The sequence below is a fragment of the Ralstonia sp. RRA genome (assembly GCF_037023145.1).
Classification (GTDB): domain Bacteria; phylum Pseudomonadota; class Gammaproteobacteria; order Burkholderiales; family Burkholderiaceae; genus Ralstonia.
The window spans coordinates 871212-897134 of sequence record NZ_CP146092.1 but is presented as its reverse complement, the minus strand read 5'-3'; the positions used below and the strand labels follow the sequence as shown (position 1 = coordinate 897134).

The following is a 25923-nucleotide window of genomic DNA, read 5'->3' as shown; positions in this document are numbered from 1 at the left end:
TGCACGTACGACTAGGACGCGCGCAACGCGGCAAGTGACACGCGCTGACGACCTTGCGCGTCAAAGTTGCCGGGCGACAGCCATTGCTCGAACGCCGCACGCAGTTGGGGCCAATCGGCGTCAATGATGGAAAACCACGCGGTATCTCGGCTGCGGCCCTTGTAGACCACCGCCTGGCGGAAGATGCCCTCGAACTCGAAACCCAGTCGCAACGCAGCCTGACGGGACGGCGCATTCAGCGTGTCGCACTTCCACTCGTAGCGGCGATAGCCAAGATCGTCGAACACGTGCTTCATCAGCAGAAACTGGGCCTCGGTTGAAAGCGGCGTGCGCTGCAGCAAGGGTGAGAACGTAACGGCACCGACCTCGACCACACCATGATCCGGCGTGATGCGCATCAGCGCCAGCGTGCCGACCGCGCGATCGGTGCGCGCGTCGATCACCGCGTATTGCAGCGGATCACGCTTGGCCGCAATGCGCTCGATATAGGCACGAAACGCACCGACATCGGCAAACGGGCCTTCCATCAGGTAGGTCCAATCGCGGCCATCCTGCGCGTGGCCAAAGGCCTCGAACAACGCGTCGGCATGGCGCGCGGCATCCAGCGGCTCCAGCCGGCAGTAGTGGCCAGCCAACGGTACATGCGGCGGCAGCGGTCGGGGGCTCCAGTTCGGCAAAGCGTTGCCGATGGGTTGTTGGTAGGGGTTAAGCGTGGTGGCAGTCATACGAAACCATGGGTGCGGACGTCAATACAGCAGACCGTACCGAATCTCATGGTTCTGTGAAAAGAGCCATACCGCCCCAGCACGATAGAACCACGGTCGGCAGCACCTGATGTGGATTAATCCATTCGGCGCCCCGCTACGTGGCAATAGCGTCCAACGGCATGCGTCGATATGTTGACGGCGGGGGAGGACAGCGCCAGGAAACGGCGCGGGCACGCGCTTTGCCGCTCGCAAAGCGTGCGTCCGCTTTCGTGATGCGTCGTTCATCGGCCAATGCCTCGGCCTGCTGTCTTCTTTCAGGAGCCCACGCGTGGCGCCATTGTTCAACAGGTGGATGCGCCGGCACATCCGGTGCAGATACGCCTTCCTGTTGTGGATTGCCCTGGCCTGCCTGGCGCCATGCAACCCCGCGCTGGCTGACCCCAAGTTCGCCAACCTGGTCACCGTGCGCGTTGACGCCGGTGCAACCGTTGCCCTGCCGCGTACGTGGGGGCCGGCTCGGTTGGGCCAGGACGCGCCCATCCCCTCTGTTGCCGGGACGATCAACTCGCCGTTCGGGCCGTCGCGGCTGGTGTTTGCGCAACAGGCCACGCCCTCCGAGGGCTTTGGCCTGGTCACGGTACGCAAATCCGATTTCGAGAAAGGCACGCCGCAGTACCTGGAGAGCATCCCCCCGCGCCACCTGGCCGTCCTGCTCAACCATATGGAGTCCCGCGTGCATGGGGACCGGCCGATCTGGGCCGTGCGCCTGATCCGCGGCACGCCACCCACGCAACGGCGGCTGGGCGAGCACCGCGTGATCTACTGGGAAGGCGAGTGGCATACCTCCAGCAACCAGACCGCAATGGTCCGAGGCTATGCCTTCTTCGGGAACGGCGCGGTGTATCTGCTACGGGTGTTCGGGGCAGCCGGACACAACCAGCCCGAGTTTGCCGAGGAAGCCCGCTTTGCCGATGCGGTGGCCACCACCTTCCGCACGAAATAAGCAGCCTTGAAACCGCCAACTTTGTTGCGCTGCAACATCACCTGTACCGATTCTGGCTTGTCAGCACGCAAGCGCAGGCCGCGTTACGCAAGCTCTGAAATTTGTTGTTACCTTTGGAACAGTCTGTTCACCCCGCACCATATTGTTCTTCCGCATTGCAACACCTAAACTTCGCTGCAGTTGTCCAGACATCGATTGCCTGGACATACATGCAAGTGTTGTAAGGAGAACAATCATGAAATGGTTGGATATTGGCGCCGTCATGGCCGCCTGGATCGCAAGCTGCGTCGCAGCAGGCTGGCTCATCAGCGCAGCCTCCTTCCTGGCCTAAAGCCCGAATCGGGCTCGACCCCGCCCCAGAAGCAAAAACGGCCGAGCAGGACCCCTTCCCGCCCGGCCTTGTATTCAAGTCGATTGGTTCGTCAGGCGCGTCTCAGGCGCCCTTCGCCTCCGCCCACTGGACGAATCGGTCGACAAACCCCTGCAGGAACTGGCGCGTACGCGCATCCGTAACCCCGCCCTGGGCGTCGAACGGTTCCCCCGCAAAGTGGAAAAACACCTCCGGCAACGGCACGATCTGCACGCCAACGGCCGAGAGCACGTTGCGCAGTTGCGCCTGCGCCAAAGCCGTACCGATTGCCCCCGGTGACGCCCCCGCAATGCCCGCTGGCTTGCCGCCCCACACGCTCTGGCCGTACGGACGCGAACCCCAGTCAATCGCATTTTTCAGCACGCCCGGAATGCCACGGTTGTATTCCGGCGTGACGAACAGCAGCGCGTCCACCCCTGCCACTTCAGCCTTGAAGCGCTGTACCGGCTCGGGCAGGTTGCCGTCCAGATCCTGGTTGTACAGCGGCAGCTCGCCAATTTCGATGATCTTGGCGGTGGCACCCGCCGGCAGCAGGCCAATCAGCGCGTGCGCCAACTGGCGGTTGAACGACGCCTTGCGCAGGCTGCCGACGATGACACCGATAGTCAGATTGCTCATGAGGACTCCTCGCTCGACAAAGGTTCAGGGGTAGCGCCCTATTCCGCCCGCGCCGGCTCGGCCAGCGCAGCGCGCTTGTTCAGGCGGTCAATGAGGCCGAACATCAACGGGTTCAGCAGGATCGACAGGATGGCCGCCGCCAGCAGCAGGCCACGGGCGCGCACCGGCAGGATCTCCAGGCTGATGCCCAGGCCAATCAGGATGAACGAAAACTCGCCGATCTGCGCGAGGCTGGCGGAAATGGTGAGCGCCGTGCGATTGGCGTGACCAAAGGCGCGCACCACCGCAAACGCCGCCAGCGACTTGCCCACCACCACGATCAGCACCGTGCCCAGCACCGCCCAGGTGTCTTCCACCAGCACGCTCGGGTCGAACAGCATGCCGACCGACACAAAGAACAGCACCGAGAAGGCGTCGCGCAGCGGCAGCGACTCTTCTGCCGCACGCTGGCTGAAGGGGGATTCGGCCAGCACCATGCCGGCAAAGAACGCCCCCAGCGCAAACGACACGCCAAACAGCACCGTCGCCCCGTAAGCCACGCCCAGCGCGGTCGCCAGCACCCCCAGGCGGAACAGCTCGCGGCTGCCGGTCATGACAATGCGCTCCAGCATCCACGGAATCACGCGGCGGCCCACCACCAGCATCAGCGCGGCAAACGCCACCACCTTGCCAAGCGTGATGGCCAGCACCTTGATGATGTCCCACGCGCCCACGGTCGTGCTGCCCGCCCCGCCCAGCGCGCCCGAGAGCGCCGGCAGCAGCACCAGCGTCACCACCATCACGAGGTCTTCCACGATCAGCCAGCCGACGGCGATATGGCCTTCGTGCGAGTTATCAATGCCGCGGTCTTCCAGTGCCTTGAGCAGCACCACCGTACTGGCCACCGACAGCGCCAGCCCGAACACCAGCCCGGGGCCCCAGCTCCAGTCGAGCAGCCACGCCAGCCCCATGCCCATCAGCGTGGCGAGTGCGATCTGCCCAAGCGCCCCCGGAATGGCGATGGACTTGACCGCCAGCAACTCCTTCATCGAGAAATGCAGCCCCACGCCAAACATCAGCAGGATCACGCCCAGCTCGGCCAACTGCGGCGCGAGGCTCTGATCCGCCACGAACCCCGGGGTGAACGGCCCGGCAACGACCCCCGCCACCAGATAGCCCACCAGCGGCGGCAAGCGCAGCCGATGCGCGATGGTGCCGAAGATGAAAGCCAGCACCAAGCCACCAATCACGGTGGAGATAAGCGGGGTGTCGACGTGCATGCGTTCCTGTGAAGTTGGGGCGGATGGAAAGACGGGGTGGACAGCGGAACAGCGGGATCGGGCCTGCGGGCCCTTGTGCGACAACGGCGGTGCCGATTTGTTCATGTTGCGTCACAACTATAAGGGATGCGGCTTGGCAAACCTTACGAAGCAAATGTCATGCAGAAGACATCGCCGCCGGAATGTCGCTCCTACACTGCGCCGCAGACCCGCTCCCGCCGGGCAGACCAGGAGACAACACATGCGCTACGCCAACAAGGTCCTTTCCGTGGACGAGGCCATTGCCCACGTCCGCAGCGGCAGCCGGCTGATGCTGGGCGAATTCGTCGGCGCCGGCGAGCCCGCCTGCTGCATCGAGGCGCTGCTCGCCAGCAGCGTCAACCAGCTCACGCTCATCGCCAACACGGCGGGCCTGCGCGGCGGCTTCCTCAAGGCCAGACTGTTTGCCTCGGGCCAGTTGGCGGAATACATCGGCACGCACGTCGGCACCACGGATGAATCGACACAGGCTTACCTGAGCGACAGCGTGCGCGTGGCTGAGTTCTTCCCGATGGGCACCTGGGCCGAGAAAGTGCGCGCGGGCGCGATGGGCCTGGGCGGCGCACTCGTGCCGGTGGGCGTAGGCATCCTCGACCAGCCGGGGATGTTTCCCCAGCGGGGCGCCCCCAAGCCAACGATCACGGTGGACGGCATGACGTGCTTCGTCGAGCCGCCGCTGCGCGCCGACGTCTCGATCATCAAGGGCTGGCGCGCCGATACCTTCGGCAATGTGGAGTTTCGCGGCACGGCGCTGCAGAACCAGCGCGACATCGCCATGGCCGGCGACTACACCATCGTCGAGGTGAACGAGATCGTGGAGGTGGGCACGATCCCGCCCGAGCGCGTGGGGTGCCCGGGCGTGTTCGTCAACGCCGTGGTGCAAGGGTTGTCGCTGGAAGACCAGCATGCGCTCTACAAGCAGCACTGGACCAAGCTCGGCCGCCTGCCGGCCGCCGCGCAGGCCTGATCGGCCGACAACACGAACAAGGAGACCGCCATGCACCCGCTGCCCGAACACCCCAAACAACGCATTGCCGCCCGCTGCGCGCAGGAATTGCGCGCGGGCGAAGTCGTCAACCTCGGCCTGGGCATCCCCACGCTCACGGCCAACTACCTGGATGCCGATGCCGGCGTCATCTTCCACACCGAGAACGGCGCCTTCGGCTTTGGCGGACGCCCAGCGCTGGACGCCATCGACAGTGACATCACCAATGCCGGATGCGAGCCGATCACGCTGCCGCCCGGCGCGGCCATCATGGATCTCGCCACCTCACTGGGTGCGATGCGCAACGGCTATATCGACGTGACCATCCTCGGTGCATTGCAGGTGGATGCGCTGGGCAACCTGGCCAACTGGGCGTGCGATCGCCACGGCAAGTGGTGGCCCGGCATCGGCGGGGCGATGGACCTGTGCTACGGCACGCGCAAGGTGATTGCCGCGCTGGCGCATACCGACAAGCACGGCAACTCGAAGATCCTGCCGCGCTGCACGTTGCCGCTCACGGGCCAGGGCTGCGTCAAGGTCATCGTGACCGAGCATGCGGTGTTTGATGTGGCCGACACGGGGCTCGTGCTGCGTGAAATCCTCTCGCATGCGACACTCGCCGACATTCGCGCCATGACAGCGGCCCCCTTCACACTGGCGCCGCTGCTGCAGACGCCCATACCGCTTGAGGCCTGAGGAACGTTCATGCCCACCACCGTCGACTGGTTCTTCGATGTCATCTCGCCGTTTGCCTACCTGCAGCTTGAGCAGTTCGACCGGCTGCAGAAAGACCACGACATCGTCATCCGCCCACGCCCGATTGTGCTGGGCGCACTGCTGAACCACTGGGGCCAGAAGGGCCCGGCGGAAATGGCGCCTAAGCGGGTGTTCACCTATCGGCATGCGCTCTTTCGCGCGCAACAGCTTGGCATTCCGTTCTGCATGCCGCCTGCGCATCCGTTCAACCCGATCAAGGCGCTGCGGCTGACGATCGCGATGGATGGCTCGCTCGATGCCGTGCGCGCGGTGTTCCGGCACATCTGGCGGGATGGGCGGGACGTGGCCTCGCCCGAAGGCTTTGCCGCACTGTGCGAGGCGGTCGGATTTCCCGAGGGAATGGCAGCCGTTGAGCAGCCTGCTGTGAAAGAAGCCCTGCGCACGAACACGGATGCCGCCATCGCACTCGGCGTATTTGGCGTGCCCACGCTGGTCCACAACGGCGAGGTGTTCTGGGGTGAAGACGCAACCGACATGTTCGTGCAGTGCCTCACTACCGATTGGCTGGCCACACCCGAAGTGCTGCGCGTGAGCACGTTGCCGGTAGGCATTCAACGTGGCTGAACACGACACCAATTCGCGCCCCGGCATCAGCCGCGCGCGGCTTGCGCATATTGCTGCCTGGTCGATCGACCTGCCCGGCGACGAAGCCGACCGCGCCTGCGCCGGCATCGTCGAAAAAACCTACGCGCGCGGCGCCTGCATCTGCCCGAAGAACACGCTGCTGGAAAGCTGGACGGGCGTGGTCACCGGCCTCATCAAGATCGGCACGGTATCGCCCGAGGGGCGCAGCATCACGTTTACGGGCGTGCCGGCTGGCGGCTGGTTTGGCGAGGGCACGGTGCTCAAGAACGAGCCACGCCGCTACGACATCGTTGCGCTGCGCGACACGCGCATGGCATTCATGGAGCGCGCCACCTTCATGTGGCTGGTCGAGAACAGCGTGGCCTTCAACCGCTTCCTGGTGAAGCAGCTCAACGAGCGGCTTGGCCACTTCATGGCGCTGCTCGAATACGACCGCCTGCTCGATGTCACGCCGCGCCTGGCGCGGTGTATTGCCTCGCTGTTCAACCCGGTGCTCTACCCTGGCGCGGGCGACCATCTGGAGATCACGCAGGAAGAGCTCGGCCTGCTCTCGGGCATGACGCGGCAGGTGGCCAACCAGTCATTGAAGGCACTGGAGAAGGACGGCGTGGTGCGGCTGGAATACGGCGGCGTGACGGTGGTAGACCTCGAACGGCTGCGTAGCTACGGCGCCTGATCACACCTGCCGCATTGTTACGGAATCTTCATTCAGCACAACGACCTGCAGCCGCTAGAATCGCGGCACAAGAAGACAAGATCGTTACGCTGCGGCACGCACACTGCGCCGCCCGCAGCCGGAAGAGGAACCAGGGCGCCACACCACGTGCGCGCCTGCATCTATGCTGCCGATTCATCTGCTTTCCACCGGCAAGGCGCTGCCGGAGCAACGGGTCACGTCCGCAGAACTGGATACGCGCCTGGGCCATTCGGCCGGCTACGTACGCAAGAAGTCCGGCATTGACGTGCGCCACCACGCGACGCTTGCCGAGCACCAGTCAGCACTTGCCGGCACCGCCGTACGCGATGCACTGCGCCGCGCGAATGTGCCAGCCGCCTCCATCGACCTGCTGATCTCCGCCTCAGGCGTGCAAGAGCAGGCGCTGCCCAATACGGCCACGCGCATCCTGGAGCCTGCGGGGCTGCCCGCCGGCACGCCCGCGTTTGACGTCAACGCCAGTTGCCTGAGCTTTGTCACCGCGCTGCACGTGGCGGCCAATCTGCTGACGACGGGCGCCTACCGGCGCATTGCCGTGGTGGCGTCAGACCTTGCCTCGCGCGGCATCAACTGGAGCGATGCGGAGACCGCGCTGATCTTTGGCGATGGCGCGGCCGCCGTGATTGTCGAGGCAGCCTCTGCGGCATCCGGCGCCGGCATCCATGCCTATCGTATGGAGACCTACCCCGCCGGCAAGACTTTCTGCGAGATCCCCGCCGGTGGCACGCGCCGCAACCCGCGCACGGGCGCGCAGCCGTCGGACTACCTGTTCCACATGGACGGCAAGCGTGTGTTCAAGCTGGCATCGCAGTTGATGGACGGCTTTCTCAATCGCCTGTTCGCGGGGTGCAGCTACACGCTGCGCGACATGCACGTGGTCGTGCCGCACCAGGCCAGCCACCTTGGCATGCAGCACCTGCGCAAACGATTGGGCGTGCCTGAGGCTAGCGTGGTCGACATCTATGCGCAGCACGGCAACCAGGTGGCCGCATCGATTCCCACAGCTTTACATGAAGCCATCACAAGTGGACGTATTGCGCCGGGCCGCCCAGTGCTACTGGTGGGCACCGCAGCGGGGCTGACGCTTGGCGGCATGGTGCTGACGCTATGACGACACTGGTGACCGGCGCCACGGGCGGACTGGGCCGCAACGCTGTCGATGCGTTGCTGGCACAGGGTGCGCGCGTGCGTGCTACTGGGCGCGATGCCGCGCAGCGAGAAGCCTTTCTTGCACGTGGTATCGACTACGTACCGGCCGATCTCGCACGCCTCACACCGACCACATTGGATGCGCTGTTCGAGGGTGTCGATACGGTCTGGCATTGCGCGGCGCTGTCGTCGCCGTGGGGTGCCTATGACGACTTCTACGCGGCCAACGTGCGTGCAACGACAACTCTGGCCGAAGGCGCGGTCAAACGCGGCGTTCGGCGCTTCGTGCATATCTCCACGCCGTCGATCTACTTCGACTACCAGCACCACGCGAACCTGCCCGAGACCTATCGCCCCGCCCGTTTCGCCAATCATTACGCGGAAACCAAGATGCTGGCGGAAGACGCGATTCAGCAGCACGTGTCTGCGCAACACGGCACCCGCTTCGTCATCCTGCGCCCGCGCGGTCTGTTCGGCCCGCACGACCGCGTGGTGCTGCCGCGCATCCTGCATCTGCTGAAGCTGCGCGGCGGCACACTGCCCCTGCCGCGTGGCGGCGCCGCGCGCATGGACCTGACCTATCTGGAGAACGTGGTGCACGCCATGCAGTGCGCCACCACGGCCGAGGTGCCCAGCGGCGCCGCGTACAACATCACCAACCATGCGCCTGCCACGCTGCGCGATCTGCTGGACCAGTTGCTAGGGCAGCAGCTTGGCTTGCGCTACCGTATTCGCGCGGTGCCATATCCGGCCATGGCGCTGGCGGCGCGCCTCATGGAATCGGCCAGTAGCGTCACGCACCGCGAGCCGCTGCTCACGCGCTACAGCGCCGCCGCCCTGCACTACGACATGACGCTCGCCAACGACCGTGCGCGCGCCGAACTCGGCTACGTGCCGCCCATCGACATGGCGGAAGGCATCCGCCGCACTGCCCACTGGTTACGTGAACATGGCAACCGCATATGGCAACGCTAACGGTCTTTGAAGCCGGCTACTGCACGCACACCGCCTGCGTGGCGCTGCGCGGCGCGGGCCTGCGCACGTGTGCGTTTCCAGCGCGCGCATGGCTGATCGAAACCGCCGGCCGCCGCTGGCTGTGGGACACGGGCTATGCGTCGCACTTTCACGACCACACGCGCAGCGGCCTGTTTGCGATCTACCGCAAGGTCACGCCGGTGTACTTCGATACATCCGAATCGATGGCGGCGCAGCTTGCACAGCAGGGGCTGCGGCCGGCCGATCTGGACGGGCTGATCGTCTCGCACTTCCACGGTGACCACGTGGCCGGCTTGCGCGACTTTCCCGGTGTACCCGTCATCTGCTCGGGCGAGGGCTGGATGCACTTGCGCGCGCTGCGTGGAGTCTCCGCATTGCGGCGCGCTTTCGTGCCGGGGCTGATTCCCGAAGATTTCGAAACGCGCACGCGCTTTGTCGAACAGTTCGAGCAAGTCGCGCTGCCGCCCGAGTTGGCGCCGTTCACATCGGCGTGGGCTGTGCCCGACAGCAACGGCGACGTATTGCTCGTGCCGCTGCCCGGCCACGCAGCCGGACACATCGGCGCCTTTGTCCGCACACACGATGGCTGGGTGCTGCTGGCGGCGGATGCGGCGTGGTCACCGCTGAGCTATCGCGAACTGCGCGGGCCCTCGGTATTGGCATACAGCATCATGGAAGACCGCCACGCCTACTTCGACACGCTGCGCAAACTGCACGCGCTGGACGCAGGCGGCCACGTACGCATCCTGCTCACGCACGAGGGTACGCTGTGACCGCGTTCCACCGCCTGCTGTGGTCGTACTGGCAGACACGCCGGTTGCAGCCAACCAACCGTGCCGCGCTGGAGGCGCACCAGCAACACCAGATTGCGCGCTTCACGCAGCGTGTGCTCACACGCAGCCCGTACTTCCGCGTCTTCGCATCGAAGCCGATGCGCGAGTGGCCGTTGATGGACAAGGCCACGATGATGGCCAACTTCGACACCATGAACACCGCCGGCCTGCGCCTGGACGATGTGCTGGCCTGCGCGCGCCAGGCCGAGCAGTCGCGCGACTTCCGACCGATGGTCGGGCCGTATTCGGTGGGCCTGTCTTCCGGCACGTCGGGCGGACGCGGCGTGTTTGTCGTCAGCCCTGCGGAGCGCGCCCAGTGGGCCGGCGTCCTGCTGGCCAAGCTGCTGCCGCGCGGGCTGCTGCATGGTGAACGTGTCGCCCTGTTCCTGCGTGCCAACAACAATCTGTACACGGCAGTGCGCAACCCGTGGCTGACGTTCGCGTTCTTCGATTTGTTTGCGCCGTTCGCGTCGCACCGCGCGCCGCTGGAGGCATTGCGGCCAACCATCGTCGTGGGGCCGGCGCAGGTGCTGCGCGCGCTGGCGCTGGAGAAGCTGGCAGGCAGGCTGGACATTGCGCCGGTGCAAGTGCTCTCTGGCGCCGAGGTGCTTGAGCCGATGGACCGCGCGCTGCTGGCGCAGGCATTCGGCAACGTGGGCGAGGTCTACCAGGCCACCGAGGGTTTCCTGGGCGCCACCTGTTCACACGGCACGCTGCACCTGAACGAAGCACATGTGCACATCGAGCCGCAGTGGCTGGACGACCGTCGCTTTGCGCCCATCGTCACGGATTTCACGCGCAGCACACAGCCCATCGTGCGTTACCGGCTCGATGACATTCTCATCCGCCGTGACCCTGCACTGCCGCCCTGCCCCTGCGGCAACCCTGCAATGGCCATTGAGCGCATCGAGGGCCGCTGCGACGACACGCTGGTCCTACCCGCACACGGCGGTGGCACCGTCACGCTGTTTGCCGATGTGTGCTCGCGCGCCCTGGCGCAAGCGCTGCCGCTGCAGGCCGACTACCGCCTGGTGCAGATCGATGCGCACACGTTGGCGCTCTCCATCCACCCCGCCGATGCCGACATCGTCCGCGCGTGTCAGTCGCATCTGGCGGACGTCTTTGCGTGCCAGGGTGTCGACATGACACGCGTGACGTGGCACCCAGCACCGCAAGACATTGCGACCGACTTCACCACCAAGCGGCGTCGCATCGTCCGGCTTGCCGCATCGGGAGCCGCGCAATGAGCCCGCTCGCCACACGCTTGCGTCACATGGCACTGGGCTGGAGCTCAGTCGGCCTGGTCTACGGCACATGCGGTGTGCTGCAAGGGGTGGGCACCGTGGTGCCCGAGACGGCGCTGGACCGTGCCATCCCGTTCAGCACGTCCGGCATCTGGCTGTACCTGTCGTTCTTTGCGCTGATTCCGCTGGCGTATCTGCTGGCCGACATGCATCGGCTGCGCTGGCTGGAACGCGCCATGCAGATAAGCGCCCTGGTGAGCGGCGCGGTCTTCCTGCTCTGGCCGACCACGCTGCACTACCCGCCGCTGGCGGACGGGTCTCTGCCGGCCAGCGCGCAACGCATGCTGATGGCCATGGACTCAAGCCAGAACTGTCTGCCATCCCTGCATGGCGCGCTCACGGTGCTCTCCGTCTGGGCGCTGGCCGATGCGCGCAAACCCATCCGTACGCTGCTGGCTGCGGCGTGGGGGCTTGGCGTGCTGTACGCAACCATCCAGACGCGCCGGCACGTTGCGCTCGACCTGTCCGCCGGTGTGGCGGTGGGCGTGCTGTGCGGCATGGCCGTGCGCCATTGGCTCGCACAGCGCGCTCTAACCCTCTCGATTGAACCCGTATCGACATGAATGCATTTGCCCTGCCGCTGGCCCTGATGCTCGGCTGCGTGCTGCTGGAGCTGGCTGCGCTCAAATGGTGGCGCGGCCAGCCGCTGCCGTGGCGTGACGTCATCCTCAACCTGAACTCCGGTCACGTGCTGATGTGGTTGTGCCGCGGCCTGGAGGTGGCCGGCTTCACCTGGCTGTATGCCAATGCCAGCCTGCATTGGGTAGACAGTTGGCCCCCGGTCATCGGCTGGGCCTTTGCCTTTGTGGCATGGGATCTGGGCTTCTACTGGCTGCACCGCATGCATCATCGGTTCAGCTTCCTGTGGGCCATTCACGCGGTGCATCACGAGGGCGAGCACTTCAACCTGTCGCTGGGGGTGCGCAATGCGTGGCTGTCTTCGCTGACGTCGCTGCCATTTTTTGTGCCGCTGGCGCTGCTGGGTGTAACTCCGGAGATGTTTGCGGCGGTGTCGGGCCTGCATTATTCCGTGCAGTTCTACAACCACTGCGGGCTGGTGGGCAGCTCGGGCGTGCTCGACACGTTCATGGTCACGCCAGCCAACCACCGCGTGCACCACGGCTGCAACCCGGAATACATCGACCGCAACTTCGGCGGCACGCTGCTGCTGTGGGACAAGGTGTTCGGCACCTACCAGCGCGCCCTGCCCGGCGTGCCGATCCGCTATGGCGTACACAAGCCCACGCACAGCGACAACCCGTTCTGGGCCAACATCGTGCCTGCGCTGCACTGGCTCGGCCTGCGTGCGCCGCATCTGCAGCGCGACACGCGCGTGACACCTGTCGGCTGGATTGCCACCGGCGGCGTGTTGCTCTTTGGCGTGGTGATCGACTATGTGCGCACCGATGGTTTCTGGCCAAGCCACTGGCAGGCCGCGTGGTTCGCGCTCATCCTGCTGCTGACGGTTGCACTGGGCGGCCTGTCGGACGGACGCACGTGGGGCCGCTGGCTGTGGTCTTTGCTGGCGCTCGCGCTGCCTGCGCTGATGATCCGCGTGTGCGGTACTGGCGATGCGCTCTCCAATGGCCTGGCCACTGCGCTGGGTGTGCATGGCCTCGCCTGCGGCCTGTGGCATGCGCTGCGTACGGGCACGCCGTTGCAATCTTCACCCCATGCCGAATCTCAGTAAGCTCCGCTACGCCTCGCCGCGCTCCTCTACGCTGGCGGATGACCTGCGTGGTGCCGCGCATGGGTACCTGCAGGCAAACGGCGACCACCGCTTTGCCGACCTCGGCCTGATCGTCAAAGGCCTGTTCCTCGCGATCTGCGCGGCGCTGTTCTATGTGACCATGGTCACGGCGACGAGCCCGGTCGTCTTCGTGGTGGCGTATCTCGCGTTTCCGTTCTTCGCGATGCTGCTGGCGATGAACGTGCTGCACGATGGCGCGCACCGGGCGCTGTCGCCGTGGGCGTGGTTGGACGGCGCCATGATCCGGCTCACCGCCATCCCCCTCGGCATCGAGCCCGCGTACTGGACAGTGCGCCATGTGCATTACCACCACGCGCACGCCAACATCGAGCACTACGACCTCGACACTGCCGCCAACTGCTTCCTGCGACAGACGCCGTTTCAGCCGTGGTACCCGCAATTTCGATATCAGCATCGTTACTGGCCGTTGATCGCCGCGCTGTCGCTGCCCTACATCAACTGGATTTACGACTGGTCAGACCGCCTCGGTCTCACCGCACTCAAAGCAGACCGCGTGCTGCCCGGCCTGCGTGGTTGGGCAACCTTTCTGTGTGCAAAGGCGCTGCATCTGCTGATGGCCGTGGCCGTGCCGGCCTGGGTAGCGCATCAGCTTGGCCTCGGCTGGGGCTGGGTGGCGTTCGGCTACTTTGTCGGGCAGATGCTGGCGTCGTGCGTGCTGGTGGCGCTGATCCTGGGCACGCATTGGGCCGATGTGACGTTCTATCTGCCGCCAGAATCCGGCCAGTTGCCGCACACGTGGCACGAGCACGCCTTCCACACCGCGTGCGACTGGCAACCGCAACCGGCGTGGATCGGATACTGGCTGGGCGGCCTGAACTGGCACCTCACGCACCATCTGTTTCCGACCTACAGCCACCGCCACTATCCGGCGCTGGCCGCATGCGTGGCGGAGGTTGCACGCGCGCATGCGCTCGACTACCGCACGCTCACCTATCCAGAACTCCTGGCTGCACAGCAGACCTTTCTGCGTGCGATGGGTGAGCGGCCAAGCTGACGCGCTGGCCGTCACCGCTTCGCACCACACGCGCACCTCAGTTGCGCACCTCGATCGCATGCACGGCATCGAGGATGACCTTCGCCACCGCCTGCGGCTGCGACTGCTGTGGCACGTGGCTGGTCGGCAGGCTCGTCACCTTGGCGCCGATCTTCCTGGCCATGGCGCGTTCTAGGTCCGGCTGGATCATCCGGTCGTGCTCGCTGACAATGAACCACGACGGTTTGCTCTGCCACGCGGCCACCGTGGTCCGCTCACCAAACGCCGTTGCCTTGATGGGGCCCTGCGTGGCCGCCATCACGCGGGCCTGCGCGGCCGGCACATCCTGAGCGAAGTCGCTCGCCAGTGCCGCAGCGGGTAGCGAGAGATAGCCATTGGCATCCGCCACCAGCTTGCCGATGCCGGGCGCCGGTGCGTAGTCCTTGCCGACCTCTTCCGTCGACTGGCCGGCATCCGGCGCGAAGGCGGCCACATAGACCAGCCCAGCCACCTTGCTGTCCGCGCCGGCCTCGGTGATGACCGTGCCACCCCACGAGTGCCCCACCAGCACGACCTTACCGGTCTGGTTGCCGATGGCCCGGCGCGTGGCCGCCACGTCGTCGGCCAGCGAGTTCAACCCGTTCTGCACCGCCTGGACTTTCACGCCCTTGGCCTGCAGCAGCGGGATGACCTTGGCCCAATCCGAGCCATCGGCAAAGGCGCCGTGCACGATCACCACGGAAGGCTGGTCGGCGTCTGCCGCCAGGAGCGGTGCGCTGGTGGCCGTACCCAGTGCAAGCAATGCGAGGGAGACGGCGTTGCGTTTCAACATGTCGATTCCTGAGTCGTTGAGCGAGTGCGTGGTGGATCGGGCGTTCAGGCGTGGGCACCGTCGTAGTACGGGTCAGCGTTGCGCGTACCGTCGGTATAGACATCGGCCGTGCGGGCGCCGTCCGTGTAGATGTCGGTCGAGCGAGCGCCTTCGGTGTACACGTCGCGCGCCTCCTGGACGGAACGCGCACCTTCGGTGTACGGGTCGCGTGCGCCGCCAAACGCGGTGGCGGCGTGTGCACCAGCAGCAGCAACGGCGAGTGCAACAACAGCGAAAGACTTGGCGAGATTGCGGGTCATGATCGTTCTCCTCAGAAGGATGGGTTGGTGGTTGCGCAGCCCGGCGTTGCTTCGTATCGGTTCAGCGTCGGGCCACGGAATGCATTGAAGCGGGCGGACGTATCCCGCACGTAGCAGCAAGCGGCCCGTTTTGTCTGGCCGTGTACCGCCGCCATGGCCGGATACATGCGCATACAAAACCCCAGTCGCCGCAGCCCGTTGGTACACAGCGATACAAATCCGCAGAACGGTGAAACATGCGGGATACACCGCAGTCGCCTAATGCAGGGAACGAGGCCGGCCGGACCACTCCTGGACCCTCCCTCGTCATCCATCCTTGATTTCAGGAGCTCCCATGCAACCGATTCGAATCGCCGCCGCCCTGCTCGTGCTCAGCGGCGCCCTTGCTTCCCACAGCACGTTGGCCCAGTCAGGCGGCGTGCAACGCACCGACCTCGTTCACCAGGGCCTCAGTGCAAATGGCTACGAAACCCTGCAGGTGCGGGTCGATTTTGATGAGAAGGCGTTTGCCCCCAACCACGCGCATCCAGGCGAAGAGATCGCCCACGTGTTGAAGGGCACGCTTGAGTACCGGCTGGACGGCAAGGCACCCGTGACGCTGCAGGCCGGTGAATCGCTGTTCATTCCGGCCGGTGTCGCGCATTCGGCAAGAAACGTCGGCAGCGGCAAGGCATCGGAGCTGGCGACCTACGTGGTCAGGAAAGGCGAGCCGCTGGTTCAGCTCGTTCACTAACTGCACTCACCCCACCAACCGACCACCTGAAGGGAGCCCCCATGTCGAACGCCGTCAACCTCCGTCGCCGCCGTCTTCTTGGCACCACCATCGCCAGCATTGGCGTGCTCGATCTCGGGCTGGCCGAATTTGCGCATGCCCAGCCCGCGCCATCCGCATCGAATGCACTGTCGGCTGGCCAGGCCAACCCGTTCGGCACACTGCATCAGATTGATGCGGGCGTACTCAACATCGGCTATGCAGACCTGGGCCCGAAGAACGGCCCCGCCGTGATCCTGCTGAATGGCTGGCCGTATGACATTTACAGCTACGCAGAAGTGGCCCCGGCATTGGCGGCTGCCGGCTATCGCGTGCTCGTGCCGTACCTGCGCGGCTATGGCACCTCGCGCATTCGCTCGGCAGAGACGCCGCGCAATGGGCAACAGGCTGCGCTGGCGATCGACATCATCGCGTTCATGGACGCGCTCAAGATCGAGCAAGCCCACTTTGGCGGCTACGACTGGGGGGCACGCACGGCAGACATCATCGCGGCGCTGTGGCCGGAGCGTTGCAAGACGCTGGTTTCAGTGAGCGGCTACCTGATCGGCAGCCAGGAGGCCAACCGCAAGCCGCTGCCACCGGCGGCGGAGTTTGCGTGGTGGTATCAGTTCTACTTCACCACGGAGCGCGGCGCACAAGGCTATGCCGCCAACTGCAAAGACTTCAACCGCCTGATCTGGAAGCTCGCCTCGCCCACGTGGAAGTTTGACGACGCCACCTACGACCGCAGCGCCACGGCGTTCGACAACCCAGACCACGTAGCCGTCGTGATCCACAACTACCGCTGGCGCCTGGGGCTGGCCGAGGGTGAATCGCAGTTCGATGCACTGGAAAAACGCCTGGCCGCCGCACCGGCTATTGCGGTGCCCACCATCACCATGGAAGGCGATGCCAACGGCGCACCGCACCCGGAGCCGGCTGCGTATGCGAAGAAGTTCACGGGCAAATACCAGCACCGGAACATCGGCGGTGGCATCGGGCACAACCTGCCGCAGGAAGCGCCGAAGGCATTTGTGCAGGCGATGCTGGATGTGGTGCGGTTTTGAGGGTGAGAGATGAGGCAACGCCTCATCCCTCCGATGCAGCTACGCGATCAGTAGCCGATGTTGGTCAATGCCGTTGGCCCGTTACGTTGGCAGAGCTGCGCAAGATAGAGGCTCTTCGGCGCGACAGGCACGCTGGGCGAATCGACATCACCCGGTGTTTCTGTGGTCTGCGGCATCGTGTTACCGGTGCTGCCGATCAACCAGTTCATCGAACCCGGCGGCGCCTGGATGTTAAAGGTGGCGGTCGAGTTCCACACCACGCCCCAGCCGATTGCCCAGCCCTGGCCGGAACCTGCGGTGCCGCGATTCGACAAGTCGATCGAGTAGCTGTTGCCGCTGACCGGGTTAGCCGCCAGCGTAGCGCCGTCAATCAGCAAGCCCGTGGCCCAGCGCTGATGCGGCTGGATCGAGCTGGAGCCGCACACACCGTCGGGCGTGCCCTTGAAGTTGAGCAGTACGTTGGGTCCCGGCACGCGCGCTGCGGTGGCGTAGTAGAACGACGCCGCCGCGCCGGTTGAAGACGTGCGGTCCACCAGCACCTGCGAGCCGCCAACGGAGATCTCCGCAAACTTCGCACCGGTACACGGCACATCGGCACCGTTGTTCTCGTGCGTGAGGGCGACCTGCGTAACGGTGAGGCGCGAGGCTTTGCTGCCGAGAATCAGGCCCGAGGTGAAGTTGTCGCCCACCACGTCACGCACCCAGGCATCGGACGTGTTGTCCATCGCCAGCATGTTGTTGTTCGTGTAGCTGGTGCGCGGCACGCCGACAAGACGCAGATGCTCAATGCCAACCTGCTGGATCTGGCCGCCCAGCGTGTAGAGGCTCACTTTCGTGCCAGGCGGGTTCAGGTAGGTTGCATCAAACGAATCGGTCACCGGCACATCCAGCGTGATCTTGTTGCCGGTGATGGCCGTGATCTTGCGCGGTGTGTTGAGCGTGGAGCCGACCGAGATCCAGTTCTTGCCCGGCCCCATGTTGGCCATCTGCATGAAGTTCACCCAGGCCTGCGTGACGGGGCGCTGGATCAGCACCGCATCGCCCACATGAAAACCGCTGGCATTGTCGAGCGTGAAGGACAGCGCGCCCGCGGGGACGTAGGTGTCGGTCACGTTGGCCGTGGTCGACATGCCGTAGTTGCCGCCGGTGCCGCCCACCTGCAGCAGCGTCTGCCCGGTGGCTGTGCCGGGCGTCGGCACCGCCGGCGTCGTGCCGTTCTGCAGCGGGCTCGTGTCGTTGACGACGGTACCGTTGGTACCGGACCCGCTACCGCGCAAGACCACGCCCGACGCCGAGATCGTCAGCGTGTTCGCCACCGAGAAGGTGCCAGGCGCCAGCAACACCACGCCGCGCAACCCATTGCTGCCAACCGGCAAGGCGGCCACCTGATTGATCGCGTTCTGGATGTTCTGCGTGTCGTCCTGCCCGCCACCAAGCGGGTTGACGGTGACGGCGGCCGCAGGCGCGGGCAGTGTCACGCCACCGCCCATGTAGCCGGCGGACGAGTAATCCATGACCGTGTCGCCGTTGGCGTTGAGCGTCTTGTAAGCGAGCAGGTTGTTGGACGGATACACCCATGCGCTATGGGCCGTGCTGCTGCCCCAGGCGTTAGGGGTGGCGCAGGCTTGCATGCCATAAGGCGGCGTAGCGCTGGTGGCTGTTCCTGGGCCGGCGCCAGGGCTGGGGCTGCCAGTTCCACTCAGGCTAGTGGAAGCCGCGTTGGCGGTTCCGTCACCACCACCACCGCCGCAAGCGGCAAGGGTGGTGAGGGTGGAAAGCAACGCAACGGATGCCGCAAGACGGCAAGTGTTGGCTGTGAGAGGGGTCATGTTGTGCTCGTGGGGGCTTGGTTGTCGTAGCCGGCGTCGTCTGCGCCAGCGTTGGTGTTGCCACGACAACCAATAGCACGCGACCGCCCGTCCCGCGTGACAAAAACGTAACAACGGTGACGGCGTGTGCACACCGCCACCCGCCGCCAACCGTGGCCGCTCACAAGGCCGAGAACAACCCCTGCGGCAACCCCCGCGTCACCACCAGCAGTGTCATCACGGCCGGCATGGCGGCGGCGGCCAACACCGTCTGTGCCGCGGTAATGCCCGCCATGAGCGGTGCATCGCCACCGAGCTGACGCGCCATGATGTAAGACGACGATGCCGTCGGCAGCGCCTGGAACAGCAGCGCGACCATCAGCGCCACATCGGTCAACCCGATGGCATGGCCCACCACCAGTGTCAGCACCGGCATGGCCAGAAACTTGACGAGCGACGACACGGCCACCGGCTGCACCCATGAACGCACACCACTGAAGTTCAGCGCCGCACCCACACACAGCAGGCCGAGCGGCATCGATGCCACGCCGAGCGAACGCACTGCCGGCTCGATCAACGTGGGGACCTGCACGCCGGCGATCTGCATGGCGATGCCCAACACGCACGCCACCACCAGCGGGTTCGTCACAATCTGGCGCGCAAGCGCCTTGCCGCTCAGCCGCACCGAACCGAAACGCGCAAACACCAGCACGCACAGCAGATTGACGGTTGGCACGATGGCCGCGTTGCACACAGCCGCCAGTGCAATGCCCTTGGCACCAAAAAGCCCTGCGGCCAGCGACACGCCCACATAGTTGTTGAAGCGCACCCCACCTTGAAACACCGACGTGAAGGCCGCGCCGTCCACACGCATCCAGGGCCGGGTCAGCACCAGGGCCAACGCCACCACCACGGTTGCCACGATCAGCGTGCCGGCCAGCGGCAGCACCGGCAAAGCTTGCAGGTGTGCACTGGCCAGCCCGTGCGTAAACAGCGCAGGCAACAGGACGTAGTAGCAGAGCCGCTCTGCCTGCGGCCAGAACGTATCGGCAATGAAGCTGGTGTGCTTGAGCCCGTAGCCGAGTGCAACCAGCAGGGCGACCGGCGCCAGCGCCAGCAGGATCGCGGCGGTCATCGCGAGACTCCGGCGTGGCAGTGCGCGCTTGGCGCGGAAGAGACCAGGGGAAAGATGCGGAACAACATGGCGATGCTCGATCAGGAACAGGAACACCGCCAAGCTATCACGCCGTGACAGCAGCAATCATTGTGATTGATCGTGCAATCAACGAGAAATACTCATGGCAGATTCGACCACCGCGTCGGCCAATGCCTGTGTGAAGCGCTCTGCCGGGCGCGATTGATGTTCAAGCAGAACGACGGCCCGGCGCGTCTGCGGCTGGCCGAACGGCAGGCGTGTGATGGGCGGCAGCTGCGTCAACACGGCATCGGACAGCGCCACCACGGCAGCGCCCAGGCCGCGCGCCACCATCTGCACGATGGTGTCCTTGTTGTCGAGCACCATCTCTTCACGCACGCGCACGCCCAGGCGGCGCAGCTCCGAAGCGATCATGCGGCCGGCCCATGCCTGCGCGTCAAACCGGATGAATGGCAGTTCGGTCAGCAGCGCACGCGCGTCGTGCTTTGCGTACTGCGGTGGGGCCAGCAACCAGAAGCGGTCTTCATAGAGCGTTGACCAGACCAGCTCCGCAGGGTGCGGCCGCACGGGCTGCGAGGTGATGGCCGCATCCAACTCGCCATCGGCCACGCGCTGTGCAAGCTCGGCGGACATGCCGGCCGCCACATGCACGCGCAACCCTGGGTGATCGCGCCGCAAGGTCAGCAGGGCATTGGGCAGCGGCCCGGACAACGCGGTCTGGATGGCACCGATACGCAACCGGCCGATCAGCGATTTTTCATCGCTCAGCGCATCGGGAATACGGTCGTACAGGGCCAGGATCTGCTCGGCCTGCGCGAGCACAATGCGCCCTGCTTCCGTGAGCGAGGGCTCACGGCGCGAGCGGTCGAACAGCCGCACGTTGAACGCCTCCTCCAACGATTTGACCTGCAGGCTGACGGCCGATTGCGTCAGCCCGATGGCTTCACCCGCGCGGGCAAACGTCCGGTGACGGGCAATGGCGACGAGCGTTCTCAGTGCGCGTAAAGACATGGTCAGGAGCGAAATTGATCGGGCGAGGATAGCGCATCGCACGCACGTGCAAACGCTATCGACGCAGCTTGATGGCCTGCGCTTGCCGCCACAGCGCGGCAGCCGCGGGCGACAGCCGGCGCTGGTTCAGGCAGACCAGCCCGACACAGCGTGACGTGCGCGGCGTAATCTTGCGCACCACCACGCCCTCATGCCGCTCGGGCAACGCCAACGATGCCACGATCGACACGCCCTGCCCGCGCGCGACGAACTCGAGAATCGACAGCAGCTGCGACAGCTCATGCGTGACTTTCGGCTGCACGTTGGCCCGTGCAAACATGCGCGCCACGAGGTCTTGCGAGCCGGCATGGGTGAGGATCAGCGGATACCGCGCCAGCGCGCGCAGGTCGACGGAATCGGCCTGCGCCAGCGGGTGCAGTAGCCGACCGGCTCGTCAACCTTTGGCGTAGGCCACCACTGCCTGCATCTGTTCGCCCAAGCCATCGACACCCAGGCGCATGGTGTCACCGGCCTTGAGAAAGCGCGGCGGCTTACAGCCCATGCCCACGCCAGGGGGGGTGCCGGTGCAGATCAGGTCGCCGGGGTGCAGCGTCATGAAGCGGCTGACGTAGCTCACCAGGTGCGCCACCCCAAACACCATGGTGGCCGTGTTGCCCTTCTGCATGCGCTCGCCGTTGACCTCGAGCCACAGGCCAAGCGCCTGCGGGTCGGGCACCTCATCGCGCGTGACCAGCCAAGGGCCAACCGGGCAGAAGGTGTCGCAGCCTTTGCCCTTGTCCCAGGTGCCGCCCAGCTCAAGCTGGAATTCGCGCTCGGAAACGTCATTGACCACGCAATAGCCCGCCACGTGCGACAGCGCCTCTTCGCGTGAAACATCGCGCGCCGTCTTGCCGATCACCACACCCAACTCGACTTCCCAGTCCGTCTTCTCCGAACCGCGCGGCAGCATGACGGCATCGTTTGGGCCGTTCAACGCGCTGTTGGCCTTAAGAAAGACAATCGGTTCCGCAGGCGGCGGCATGCCGGCTTCAGCGGCATGGTCGGCATAGTTCAGGCCGATGGCGATGATCTTGCCGATGCCGCGCCATGGCACGCCAAAGCGCGCGTCCTGTACCACGGGCAGCGCCGCCATATCGACTTGCGCCAGTTGCGCCAAGGCTGCATCGGACAATTGCTGCGGCCCCACGTCACTCAGCACACTGCTTAGGTCGCGCACACGCCCTTGCGCATCGATCAGTCCGGGGCGCTCCGCCCCCGGTTGGCCCACACGTACAAGTTTCATCGGTTTCCTTTGGCTTCGTTCTTGGTTTGGGCCGGGTCAGACAAGCTGCGCGCGACCACGCTCAGCACTTCCTTGGCCGTGTTCTCGGAGTGTTCGCGCAGTACCTGCGCCAAGCGCGGGCGGCCCGGCTCACGCAGCGCGGCCATGATGGCCTCGTGCTCTTCGTGCGATTCCTGCCAGCGCAGCATGTCGGCGTTGGCGGCGCCGCGTGCGCGGTGGACCTTGCTCATCAGCGCAGCGTAGATGCTGGCCAACACAGGGTTGGCCGCGCCGTCGATGATGAGCTGGTGGATTTCCTGGTTGATGCGGAAGTATTCGGTGCGACGCCCCGCCTCGTGCGCATCGAGCATGGCCTGGTGCTTGCGCTCAAGGCGTGCCATGGCCACCTCGGACAAGCGCGACGCCGCCAACTCGCCGGCAGTGGCTTCCAGCCCATGCAAGGTCTCGAAGGTGGCGCGCAGTTCATCGAGGTCGAGCGGTGCAACGCGATAGCCGATGTACTGCCGATGCAGCACCAGCCCCTCGGCCACCAGCACCTTGAGCGCCTCGCGCAGCGGCGTCTTGGAGACATCGAACATCTCGCAGAAAGCGCGCTCATCAATGCGGGCGCCGGGCGGCAGCTCGCCCTCTTCGATCAGGGTACGCAAACGCGTGGCGATTTCGGCCGACATGCCGAGCGTGCGCAAGCGCGTGGATTGAAGCAACGGTTGAGTCACAGGCATCACCGAAATGAGGAACATGCACCACAAGAAGGCTATCACACACCAACATTGTGCGATTTCATTATATATAAATCAATAACTTACAAGTGTTGTAATTACAGATTACGTATCCTATACTCGGCCACGTTGCGCAACACAATTCAATCAAACCGACTTTTGAGGTCGTTTCGGGAAGCGGTACCCAAAGCAAACTGGTGACGACAGCCAGGCCGTCGGGCGCTTCTCGAAACGGCTTCAGGAGCGATCAAGGAGACACGCGTAATGGAAACCGCAAGCCAGGCCCCGGCCATGGCGCTAACGGAGACGAAGAGCTCCGTGCGCTGGAAGATCTTTCTGATGATGTTGATGCTCATCTCCATCAACTACATCGACCGCGCATCGCTGTCAGTGGCGATGCCCCTGATCGCCAAGGAGTTCGACATCGGTCCGGCGGTGCAAGGCCTGCTGCTTAGCTCGTTCTTCTGGACTTATGCCTTCATGCAGATCCCCGGCGGCATGCTGGCCGACCGCTTCGGACCGCGCGTCGTGATTGCCGGCGCCACGCTGGGTTGGGGCTTCTTCCAGGCGGTCGCAGCCATTTGTACCGGCTGGGTGTCGCTGATGTTCACGCGTCTGGGTCTGGGCGCTGCGGAAGCGCCGATCTATCCGGCCGGCGGCAAGCTCAACGCCATCTGGATGACGCAAAACGAACGCGGCCGTGGTGCCACGCTGCTCGACGGCGGCGCGCCGCTGGGTGCGGCACTGGGCGCGCTCATCATCGCGGGCCTGATCACCGAGTTCCAATCGTGGCGCACCTCGTTCGTGGTGGCCGGTATCGGCACCATGATCGCGGGCTTCTTCGCCTGGTGGTACGTCCGCAACCACCCGCGCCAGCACCCCTCCGTCAATGACGCCGAAGCCGCCTACATCGAAGCCTCGCACGCTGCCGACATGGCCGCAGAGCCGGCCAACCTGAGCGGCAATGTGCTGGACTTCTTCAAGTACCGCTCGGTGTGGGGCATGTTCTTCGGCTGGATGTGCTTCAACGCACTGTTCTACGGCCTGCTGACCTGGATGCCGACCTACCTCTCGAAGGTGCACGGCCTGGACATCAAGCAGATGGGCGGCGCTGTGTTCGCCATGTTCTTCTCGGGCTTCGTCGGAGAAATGTTTGGCGGCTGGCTGGCCGACAAGTGGAAGGCTGCCGGCGCATCGCAGGCCAAGGTGCTGCGCACGCTGTTCGGCATTGCCTCGGTGGTCGCCACCATCGCTATCTACACCGTCGCGCGTTTCAAGGACCCGGTCGTCGTCGTGGTGCTGCTGTCGGTGACGCTGTTCTTCCTGCGCTGGTGCGGTCTGTTCTGGTGTGTTCCGTCGATCCTGGGCACGCGCAAGCGTATTGGTTTCCTGGGCGGCACGATGAACCTGGGCGGCAACGTGGCCGGTATCGGCATGCCCATCATCGTGGGTGTGATCGTGCAAGCCACGGGCTCCTACGACATGGCGCTGATGCTGTTTGCCGCTGCCGGTGCCGGGCTGTTCGTCTGCTCCACGCTGCTGATCGACTACAGCAAGAAGCTGCCGATCTGAGCGTCGTGATTCGCGAAGTCTTGCAATTCCCCCAAAAAATTTTTCCACGCCCGCGCCGCAAGGTGCGGAGCGGTGGAGGAGACACCTCATGCAAGCAAGCCAACGCTATCTGCTGAGCGCCGCCGCGCTCGCCGCACTGTGCCTGTTCGGCCAGGCCCCGCTGCACGCCGCCACGCCGGCGGCCACACCAGCAGCCAAGCAGCATGCCTCACAGGAACTGCCGACCGCGCAGCCGGAAGCGGTCGGTGTCGATTCGCGCAAGCTAATCGAACTCTCGCAATGGATCCGCCGCGACCAGCTCGACGTACGCAGCCTGCTCGTCATCAAGGACGGCAAGCTGATCTTCGAACGCTACGGCAACGAACTCGGGCGCGACTACAACCATGAGCTTTACTCCGTCACCAAGTTCATCAGCGCGCTGCTGGTGGGAACGCTGGTGGGTGACGGCAAGCTCAGTGCGCAGGACAAGCCTGCGGCGCTGCTGGCCGCCGCGCGGCCAGACCTGGCAACATCGCTGGCAGACAAGAAAGACATCCGCCTGCAAGACCTGATGTCGATGTCCAGCGGCCTGTCGTACAAGCTGGTGGAAGGCACCGACACGCTGTACTACGGCGTGCCTGATCGCCTGAAGGTAGCAGCCTCTGCCAGCGTGCGCGCCAAGCCCGGCACCGAGTTCGACTACATCGACGTCAATCCGGTGCTGGTGGGCGCGACCATCTCGCAGATCACCGGCCAGCCCGAGCAACGCTATGCCGAGGCCCGCCTGTTCAACCCGCTCGGCATGCAGCATTACCGCTGGGATGGCGCCGACGGCAAGGGTGCGGTGTCCGGAGGTTGGGGCCTGCGCCTGCGCTCCAACGACATGGCGCGGCTCGGCCTGCTGATGTTGAACCAGGGCCGCTGGAACGGTCAGCAGATCGTGCCGGCCAGCTGGGTGGCGCGCATGACCACGCCGTCCGGCCCGGCGCCTGACTACGGTTTCTATTGCTGGGTCAACAACATCGTCAAGAGCGAGCGCGAGTTCAGCGCCATGGGCTACAAGGGCCAGTTCATCACGGTGCTGCCGAAGGAGAACGCGGTGATCGTGATGAACAGCATCATGTCGACCGAAGGCGGCCTGCGCGATGCGAAGTACCTCAACCTATATCGCTCGATGGTCAACGACTACGTGCTGCCGGCACTGAAGGCCGGCAACACCGTCAAGCCTGATGCCGAACGCAAGGCTGCGCTCGCACAGGAATTGGCGCTGGCCCACGCGAGCCACGGCAAGCCGGGCACCGCCATGGCCTTCAACGACAAGCCGGAAAAATAATCACCAAACAACGAGCACGGTCCGGCGCGC

27 protein-coding genes are annotated in these 25923 nt (G+C 65.0%); 16 read left to right on the top strand and 11 right to left on the bottom strand.

Translation table 11 applies throughout. The features are described from left to right. Positions 1-11: 11 nt before the first annotated feature. Positions 12-725: a GNAT family protein gene (locus V6657_RS22150; RefSeq protein WP_048933610.1), complete on the bottom strand. Its 714-nt coding sequence runs from the start codon at positions 723-725 to the stop codon at positions 12-14. A gap of 310 nt (positions 726-1035) precedes the next feature. Between V6657_RS22150 and V6657_RS22145 the strand changes: the two genes are divergently transcribed. After that, positions 1036-1710, top strand: a complete 675-nt coding sequence (locus tag V6657_RS22145; RefSeq protein WP_048933611.1) for a hypothetical protein — start codon at positions 1036-1038, stop codon at positions 1708-1710. 433 nt (positions 1711-2143) lie between these two features. On the opposite strand, the gene V6657_RS22140 is transcribed toward V6657_RS22145, so the two are convergent. Beyond that, positions 2144-2698, bottom strand: a complete 555-nt coding sequence (locus V6657_RS22140; RefSeq protein ID WP_048933612.1) for an NADPH-dependent FMN reductase — start codon at positions 2696-2698, stop codon at positions 2144-2146. Between the two features lie 38 nt (positions 2699-2736). Beyond that, positions 2737-3957 carry a cation:proton antiporter gene (locus tag V6657_RS22135; RefSeq protein ID WP_082170181.1) on the bottom strand — a complete coding sequence of 407 codons (1221 nt, stop codon included), beginning with the start codon at positions 3955-3957 and terminating at the stop codon, positions 2737-2739. A 241-nt stretch (positions 3958-4198) separates the two neighbouring features. Between V6657_RS22135 and V6657_RS22130 the strand changes: the two genes are divergently transcribed. The 11 genes from V6657_RS22130 (at position 4199) to V6657_RS22080 (ending at position 14105) form a co-directional block, all read left to right on the top strand. Further along, the gene (locus V6657_RS22130; protein ID WP_048933613.1) at positions 4199-4963 is read left to right on the top strand and encodes a CoA-transferase; all 765 of its coding nucleotides are present in this window, start codon (positions 4199-4201) and stop codon (positions 4961-4963) included. A gap of 30 nt (positions 4964-4993) precedes the next feature. After that, positions 4994-5677, top strand: a complete 684-nt coding sequence (locus V6657_RS22125; RefSeq protein WP_048933614.1) for a 3-oxoacid CoA-transferase subunit B — start codon at positions 4994-4996, stop codon at positions 5675-5677. A gap of 9 nt (positions 5678-5686) precedes the next feature. Beyond that, positions 5687-6322 carry a 2-hydroxychromene-2-carboxylate isomerase gene (locus V6657_RS22120; protein ID WP_048933615.1) on the top strand — a complete coding sequence of 212 codons (636 nt, stop codon included), beginning with the start codon at positions 5687-5689 and terminating at the stop codon, positions 6320-6322. Further along, complete coding sequence (locus tag V6657_RS22115) at positions 6315-7019, top strand: Crp/Fnr family transcriptional regulator (protein WP_048933616.1); 705 nt, start codon at positions 6315-6317, stop codon at positions 7017-7019. The genes V6657_RS22120 and V6657_RS22115 overlap by 8 nt, the downstream gene beginning before the upstream one ends. 163 nt (positions 7020-7182) lie before the next feature. Beyond that, the gene (locus V6657_RS22110) at positions 7183-8169 is read left to right on the top strand and encodes a 3-oxoacyl-[acyl-carrier-protein] synthase III C-terminal domain-containing protein (RefSeq protein WP_048933617.1); all 987 of its coding nucleotides are present in this window, start codon (positions 7183-7185) and stop codon (positions 8167-8169) included. Next, positions 8166-9182, top strand: a complete 1017-nt coding sequence (locus V6657_RS22105) for an NAD(P)-dependent oxidoreductase (RefSeq protein ID WP_048933618.1) — start codon at positions 8166-8168, stop codon at positions 9180-9182. Before V6657_RS22110 ends, V6657_RS22105 begins: the two co-directional genes overlap by 4 nt. After that, positions 9170-9976, top strand: coding sequence for an MBL fold metallo-hydrolase (locus V6657_RS22100; protein WP_048933619.1), 807 nt, complete (start codon positions 9170-9172; stop codon positions 9974-9976). The genes V6657_RS22105 and V6657_RS22100 overlap by 13 nt, the downstream gene beginning before the upstream one ends. Then, positions 9973-11283, top strand: coding sequence for a F390 synthetase-related protein (locus tag V6657_RS22095; RefSeq protein WP_048933620.1), 1311 nt, complete (start codon positions 9973-9975; stop codon positions 11281-11283). Before V6657_RS22100 ends, V6657_RS22095 begins: the two co-directional genes overlap by 4 nt. After that, positions 11280-11903, top strand: a complete 624-nt coding sequence (locus V6657_RS22090; protein ID WP_048933621.1) for a phosphatase PAP2 family protein — start codon at positions 11280-11282, stop codon at positions 11901-11903. Before V6657_RS22095 ends, V6657_RS22090 begins: the two co-directional genes overlap by 4 nt. Then, the gene (locus V6657_RS22085; protein ID WP_048933622.1) at positions 11900-13030 is read left to right on the top strand and encodes a sterol desaturase family protein; all 1131 of its coding nucleotides are present in this window, start codon (positions 11900-11902) and stop codon (positions 13028-13030) included. The genes V6657_RS22090 and V6657_RS22085 overlap by 4 nt, the downstream gene beginning before the upstream one ends. Next, entirely contained in the window at positions 13014-14105 is a 1092-nt protein-coding gene (locus tag V6657_RS22080; protein WP_048933623.1) for an acyl-CoA desaturase, read from the top strand. The genes V6657_RS22085 and V6657_RS22080 overlap by 17 nt, the downstream gene beginning before the upstream one ends. A 37-nt stretch (positions 14106-14142) precedes the next feature. Here V6657_RS22080 and V6657_RS22075 read toward each other — a convergent pair whose 3' ends face one another. Together V6657_RS22075 and V6657_RS22070 are read right to left on the bottom strand one after the other, a co-directional pair. After that, a complete protein-coding gene (locus V6657_RS22075) occupies positions 14143-14916 on the bottom strand; it encodes an alpha/beta hydrolase (protein WP_137884522.1) in 774 nt (257 codons plus the stop codon). A gap of 44 nt (positions 14917-14960) precedes the next feature. After that, positions 14961-15215, bottom strand: coding sequence for a hypothetical protein (locus V6657_RS22070; RefSeq protein ID WP_048933624.1), 255 nt, complete (start codon positions 15213-15215; stop codon positions 14961-14963). Between the two features lie 334 nt (positions 15216-15549). Here V6657_RS22070 and V6657_RS22065 point away from each other — a divergent pair, with 334 nt between their 5' ends. Together V6657_RS22065 and V6657_RS22060 are read left to right on the top strand one after the other, a co-directional pair. Continuing rightward, a complete protein-coding gene (locus tag V6657_RS22065; protein WP_048933625.1) occupies positions 15550-15948 on the top strand; it encodes a cupin domain-containing protein in 399 nt (132 codons plus the stop codon). A gap of 41 nt (positions 15949-15989) precedes the next feature. After that, positions 15990-17033: an alpha/beta hydrolase gene (locus V6657_RS22060; protein ID WP_048933626.1), complete on the top strand. Its 1044-nt coding sequence runs from the start codon at positions 15990-15992 to the stop codon at positions 17031-17033. Between the two features lie 47 nt (positions 17034-17080). Here V6657_RS22060 and V6657_RS22055 read toward each other — a convergent pair whose 3' ends face one another. The 6 genes from V6657_RS22055 to V6657_RS22030 all read right to left on the bottom strand — a co-directional run bounded on the left by V6657_RS22055 (position 17081) and on the right by V6657_RS22030 (position 23012). Continuing rightward, a complete protein-coding gene (locus V6657_RS22055; protein ID WP_048933627.1) occupies positions 17081-18862 on the bottom strand; it encodes a hypothetical protein in 1782 nt (593 codons plus the stop codon). A 160-nt stretch (positions 18863-19022) separates the two neighbouring features. Next, the gene (locus tag V6657_RS22050) at positions 19023-19976 is read right to left on the bottom strand and encodes an AEC family transporter (protein WP_048933628.1); all 954 of its coding nucleotides are present in this window, start codon (positions 19974-19976) and stop codon (positions 19023-19025) included. Positions 19977-20123: 147 nt separating this feature from the next. Continuing rightward, positions 20124-21008 (bottom strand): LysR family transcriptional regulator, encoded by an 885-nt coding sequence (locus tag V6657_RS22045; protein ID WP_048933629.1) that lies wholly within the window; start codon positions 21006-21008, stop codon positions 20124-20126. A gap of 55 nt (positions 21009-21063) precedes the next feature. After that, positions 21064-21366: a LysR family transcriptional regulator substrate-binding protein gene (locus V6657_RS22040; RefSeq protein ID WP_248694644.1), complete on the bottom strand. Its 303-nt coding sequence runs from the start codon at positions 21364-21366 to the stop codon at positions 21064-21066. A gap of 75 nt (positions 21367-21441) precedes the next feature. Further along, entirely contained in the window at positions 21442-22290 is an 849-nt protein-coding gene (locus tag V6657_RS22035) for a fumarylacetoacetate hydrolase family protein (protein ID WP_048933630.1), read from the bottom strand. Continuing rightward, positions 22287-23012, bottom strand: coding sequence for a GntR family transcriptional regulator (locus V6657_RS22030; RefSeq protein ID WP_048933849.1), 726 nt, complete (start codon positions 23010-23012; stop codon positions 22287-22289). The genes V6657_RS22035 and V6657_RS22030 overlap by 4 nt, the downstream gene beginning before the upstream one ends. Positions 23013-23273: 261 nt before the next feature. Here V6657_RS22030 and V6657_RS22025 point away from each other — a divergent pair, with 261 nt between their 5' ends. Together V6657_RS22025 and V6657_RS22020 are read left to right on the top strand one after the other, a co-directional pair. Beyond that, positions 23274-24581 carry an MFS transporter gene (locus V6657_RS22025; RefSeq protein WP_048933631.1) on the top strand — a complete coding sequence of 436 codons (1308 nt, stop codon included), beginning with the start codon at positions 23274-23276 and terminating at the stop codon, positions 24579-24581. Positions 24582-24669: 88 nt separating this feature from the next. Next, positions 24670-25893 carry a serine hydrolase gene (locus V6657_RS22020; RefSeq protein WP_053166373.1) on the top strand — a complete coding sequence of 408 codons (1224 nt, stop codon included), beginning with the start codon at positions 24670-24672 and terminating at the stop codon, positions 25891-25893. Positions 25894-25923 lie beyond the last annotated feature (30 nt).

What these genes read in the sequence shown, in the direction of transcription:
- V6657_RS22150 (WP_048933610.1), bottom strand. Translation starts at nt 725, where the DNA reads ATGACTGCCACCACGCTTAACCCCTACCAACAACCCATCGGCAACGCT.
- V6657_RS22140 (WP_048933612.1), bottom strand. Translation starts at nt 2,698, where the DNA reads ATGAGCAATCTGACTATCGGTGTCATCGTCGGCAGCCTGCGCAAGGCG.
- V6657_RS22135 (WP_082170181.1), bottom strand. Translation starts at nt 3,957, where the DNA reads ATGCACGTCGACACCCCGCTTATCTCCACCGTGATTGGTGGCTTGGTG.
- V6657_RS22130 (WP_048933613.1), top strand. Translation starts at nt 4,199, where the DNA reads ATGCGCTACGCCAACAAGGTCCTTTCCGTGGACGAGGCCATTGCCCAC.
- V6657_RS22125 (WP_048933614.1), top strand. Translation starts at nt 4,994, where the DNA reads ATGCACCCGCTGCCCGAACACCCCAAACAACGCATTGCCGCCCGCTGC.
- V6657_RS22120 (WP_048933615.1), top strand. Translation starts at nt 5,687, where the DNA reads ATGCCCACCACCGTCGACTGGTTCTTCGATGTCATCTCGCCGTTTGCC.
- V6657_RS22110 (WP_048933617.1), top strand. Translation starts at nt 7,183, where the DNA reads ATGCTGCCGATTCATCTGCTTTCCACCGGCAAGGCGCTGCCGGAGCAA.
- V6657_RS22105 (WP_048933618.1), top strand. Translation starts at nt 8,166, where the DNA reads ATGACGACACTGGTGACCGGCGCCACGGGCGGACTGGGCCGCAACGCT.
- V6657_RS22100 (WP_048933619.1), top strand. Translation starts at nt 9,170, where the DNA reads ATGGCAACGCTAACGGTCTTTGAAGCCGGCTACTGCACGCACACCGCC.
- V6657_RS22090 (WP_048933621.1), top strand. Translation starts at nt 11,280, where the DNA reads ATGAGCCCGCTCGCCACACGCTTGCGTCACATGGCACTGGGCTGGAGC.
- V6657_RS22085 (WP_048933622.1), top strand. Translation starts at nt 11,900, where the DNA reads ATGAATGCATTTGCCCTGCCGCTGGCCCTGATGCTCGGCTGCGTGCTG.
- V6657_RS22080 (WP_048933623.1), top strand. Translation starts at nt 13,014, where the DNA reads ATGCCGAATCTCAGTAAGCTCCGCTACGCCTCGCCGCGCTCCTCTACG.
- V6657_RS22075 (WP_137884522.1), bottom strand. Translation starts at nt 14,916, where the DNA reads ATGTTGAAACGCAACGCCGTCTCCCTCGCATTGCTTGCACTGGGTACG.
- V6657_RS22070 (WP_048933624.1), bottom strand. Translation starts at nt 15,215, where the DNA reads ATGACCCGCAATCTCGCCAAGTCTTTCGCTGTTGTTGCACTCGCCGTT.
- V6657_RS22065 (WP_048933625.1), top strand. Translation starts at nt 15,550, where the DNA reads ATGCAACCGATTCGAATCGCCGCCGCCCTGCTCGTGCTCAGCGGCGCC.
- V6657_RS22060 (WP_048933626.1), top strand. Translation starts at nt 15,990, where the DNA reads ATGTCGAACGCCGTCAACCTCCGTCGCCGCCGTCTTCTTGGCACCACC.
- V6657_RS22055 (WP_048933627.1), bottom strand. Translation starts at nt 18,862, where the DNA reads ATGACCCCTCTCACAGCCAACACTTGCCGTCTTGCGGCATCCGTTGCG.
- V6657_RS22050 (WP_048933628.1), bottom strand. Translation starts at nt 19,976, where the DNA reads ATGACCGCCGCGATCCTGCTGGCGCTGGCGCCGGTCGCCCTGCTGGTT.
- V6657_RS22045 (WP_048933629.1), bottom strand. Translation starts at nt 21,008, where the DNA reads ATGTCTTTACGCGCACTGAGAACGCTCGTCGCCATTGCCCGTCACCGG.
- V6657_RS22035 (WP_048933630.1), bottom strand. Translation starts at nt 22,290, where the DNA reads ATGAAACTTGTACGTGTGGGCCAACCGGGGGCGGAGCGCCCCGGACTG.
- V6657_RS22030 (WP_048933849.1), bottom strand. Translation starts at nt 23,012, where the DNA reads ATGCCTGTGACTCAACCGTTGCTTCAATCCACGCGCTTGCGCACGCTC.
- V6657_RS22025 (WP_048933631.1), top strand. Translation starts at nt 23,274, where the DNA reads ATGGAAACCGCAAGCCAGGCCCCGGCCATGGCGCTAACGGAGACGAAG.
- V6657_RS22020 (WP_053166373.1), top strand. Translation starts at nt 24,670, where the DNA reads ATGCAAGCAAGCCAACGCTATCTGCTGAGCGCCGCCGCGCTCGCCGCA.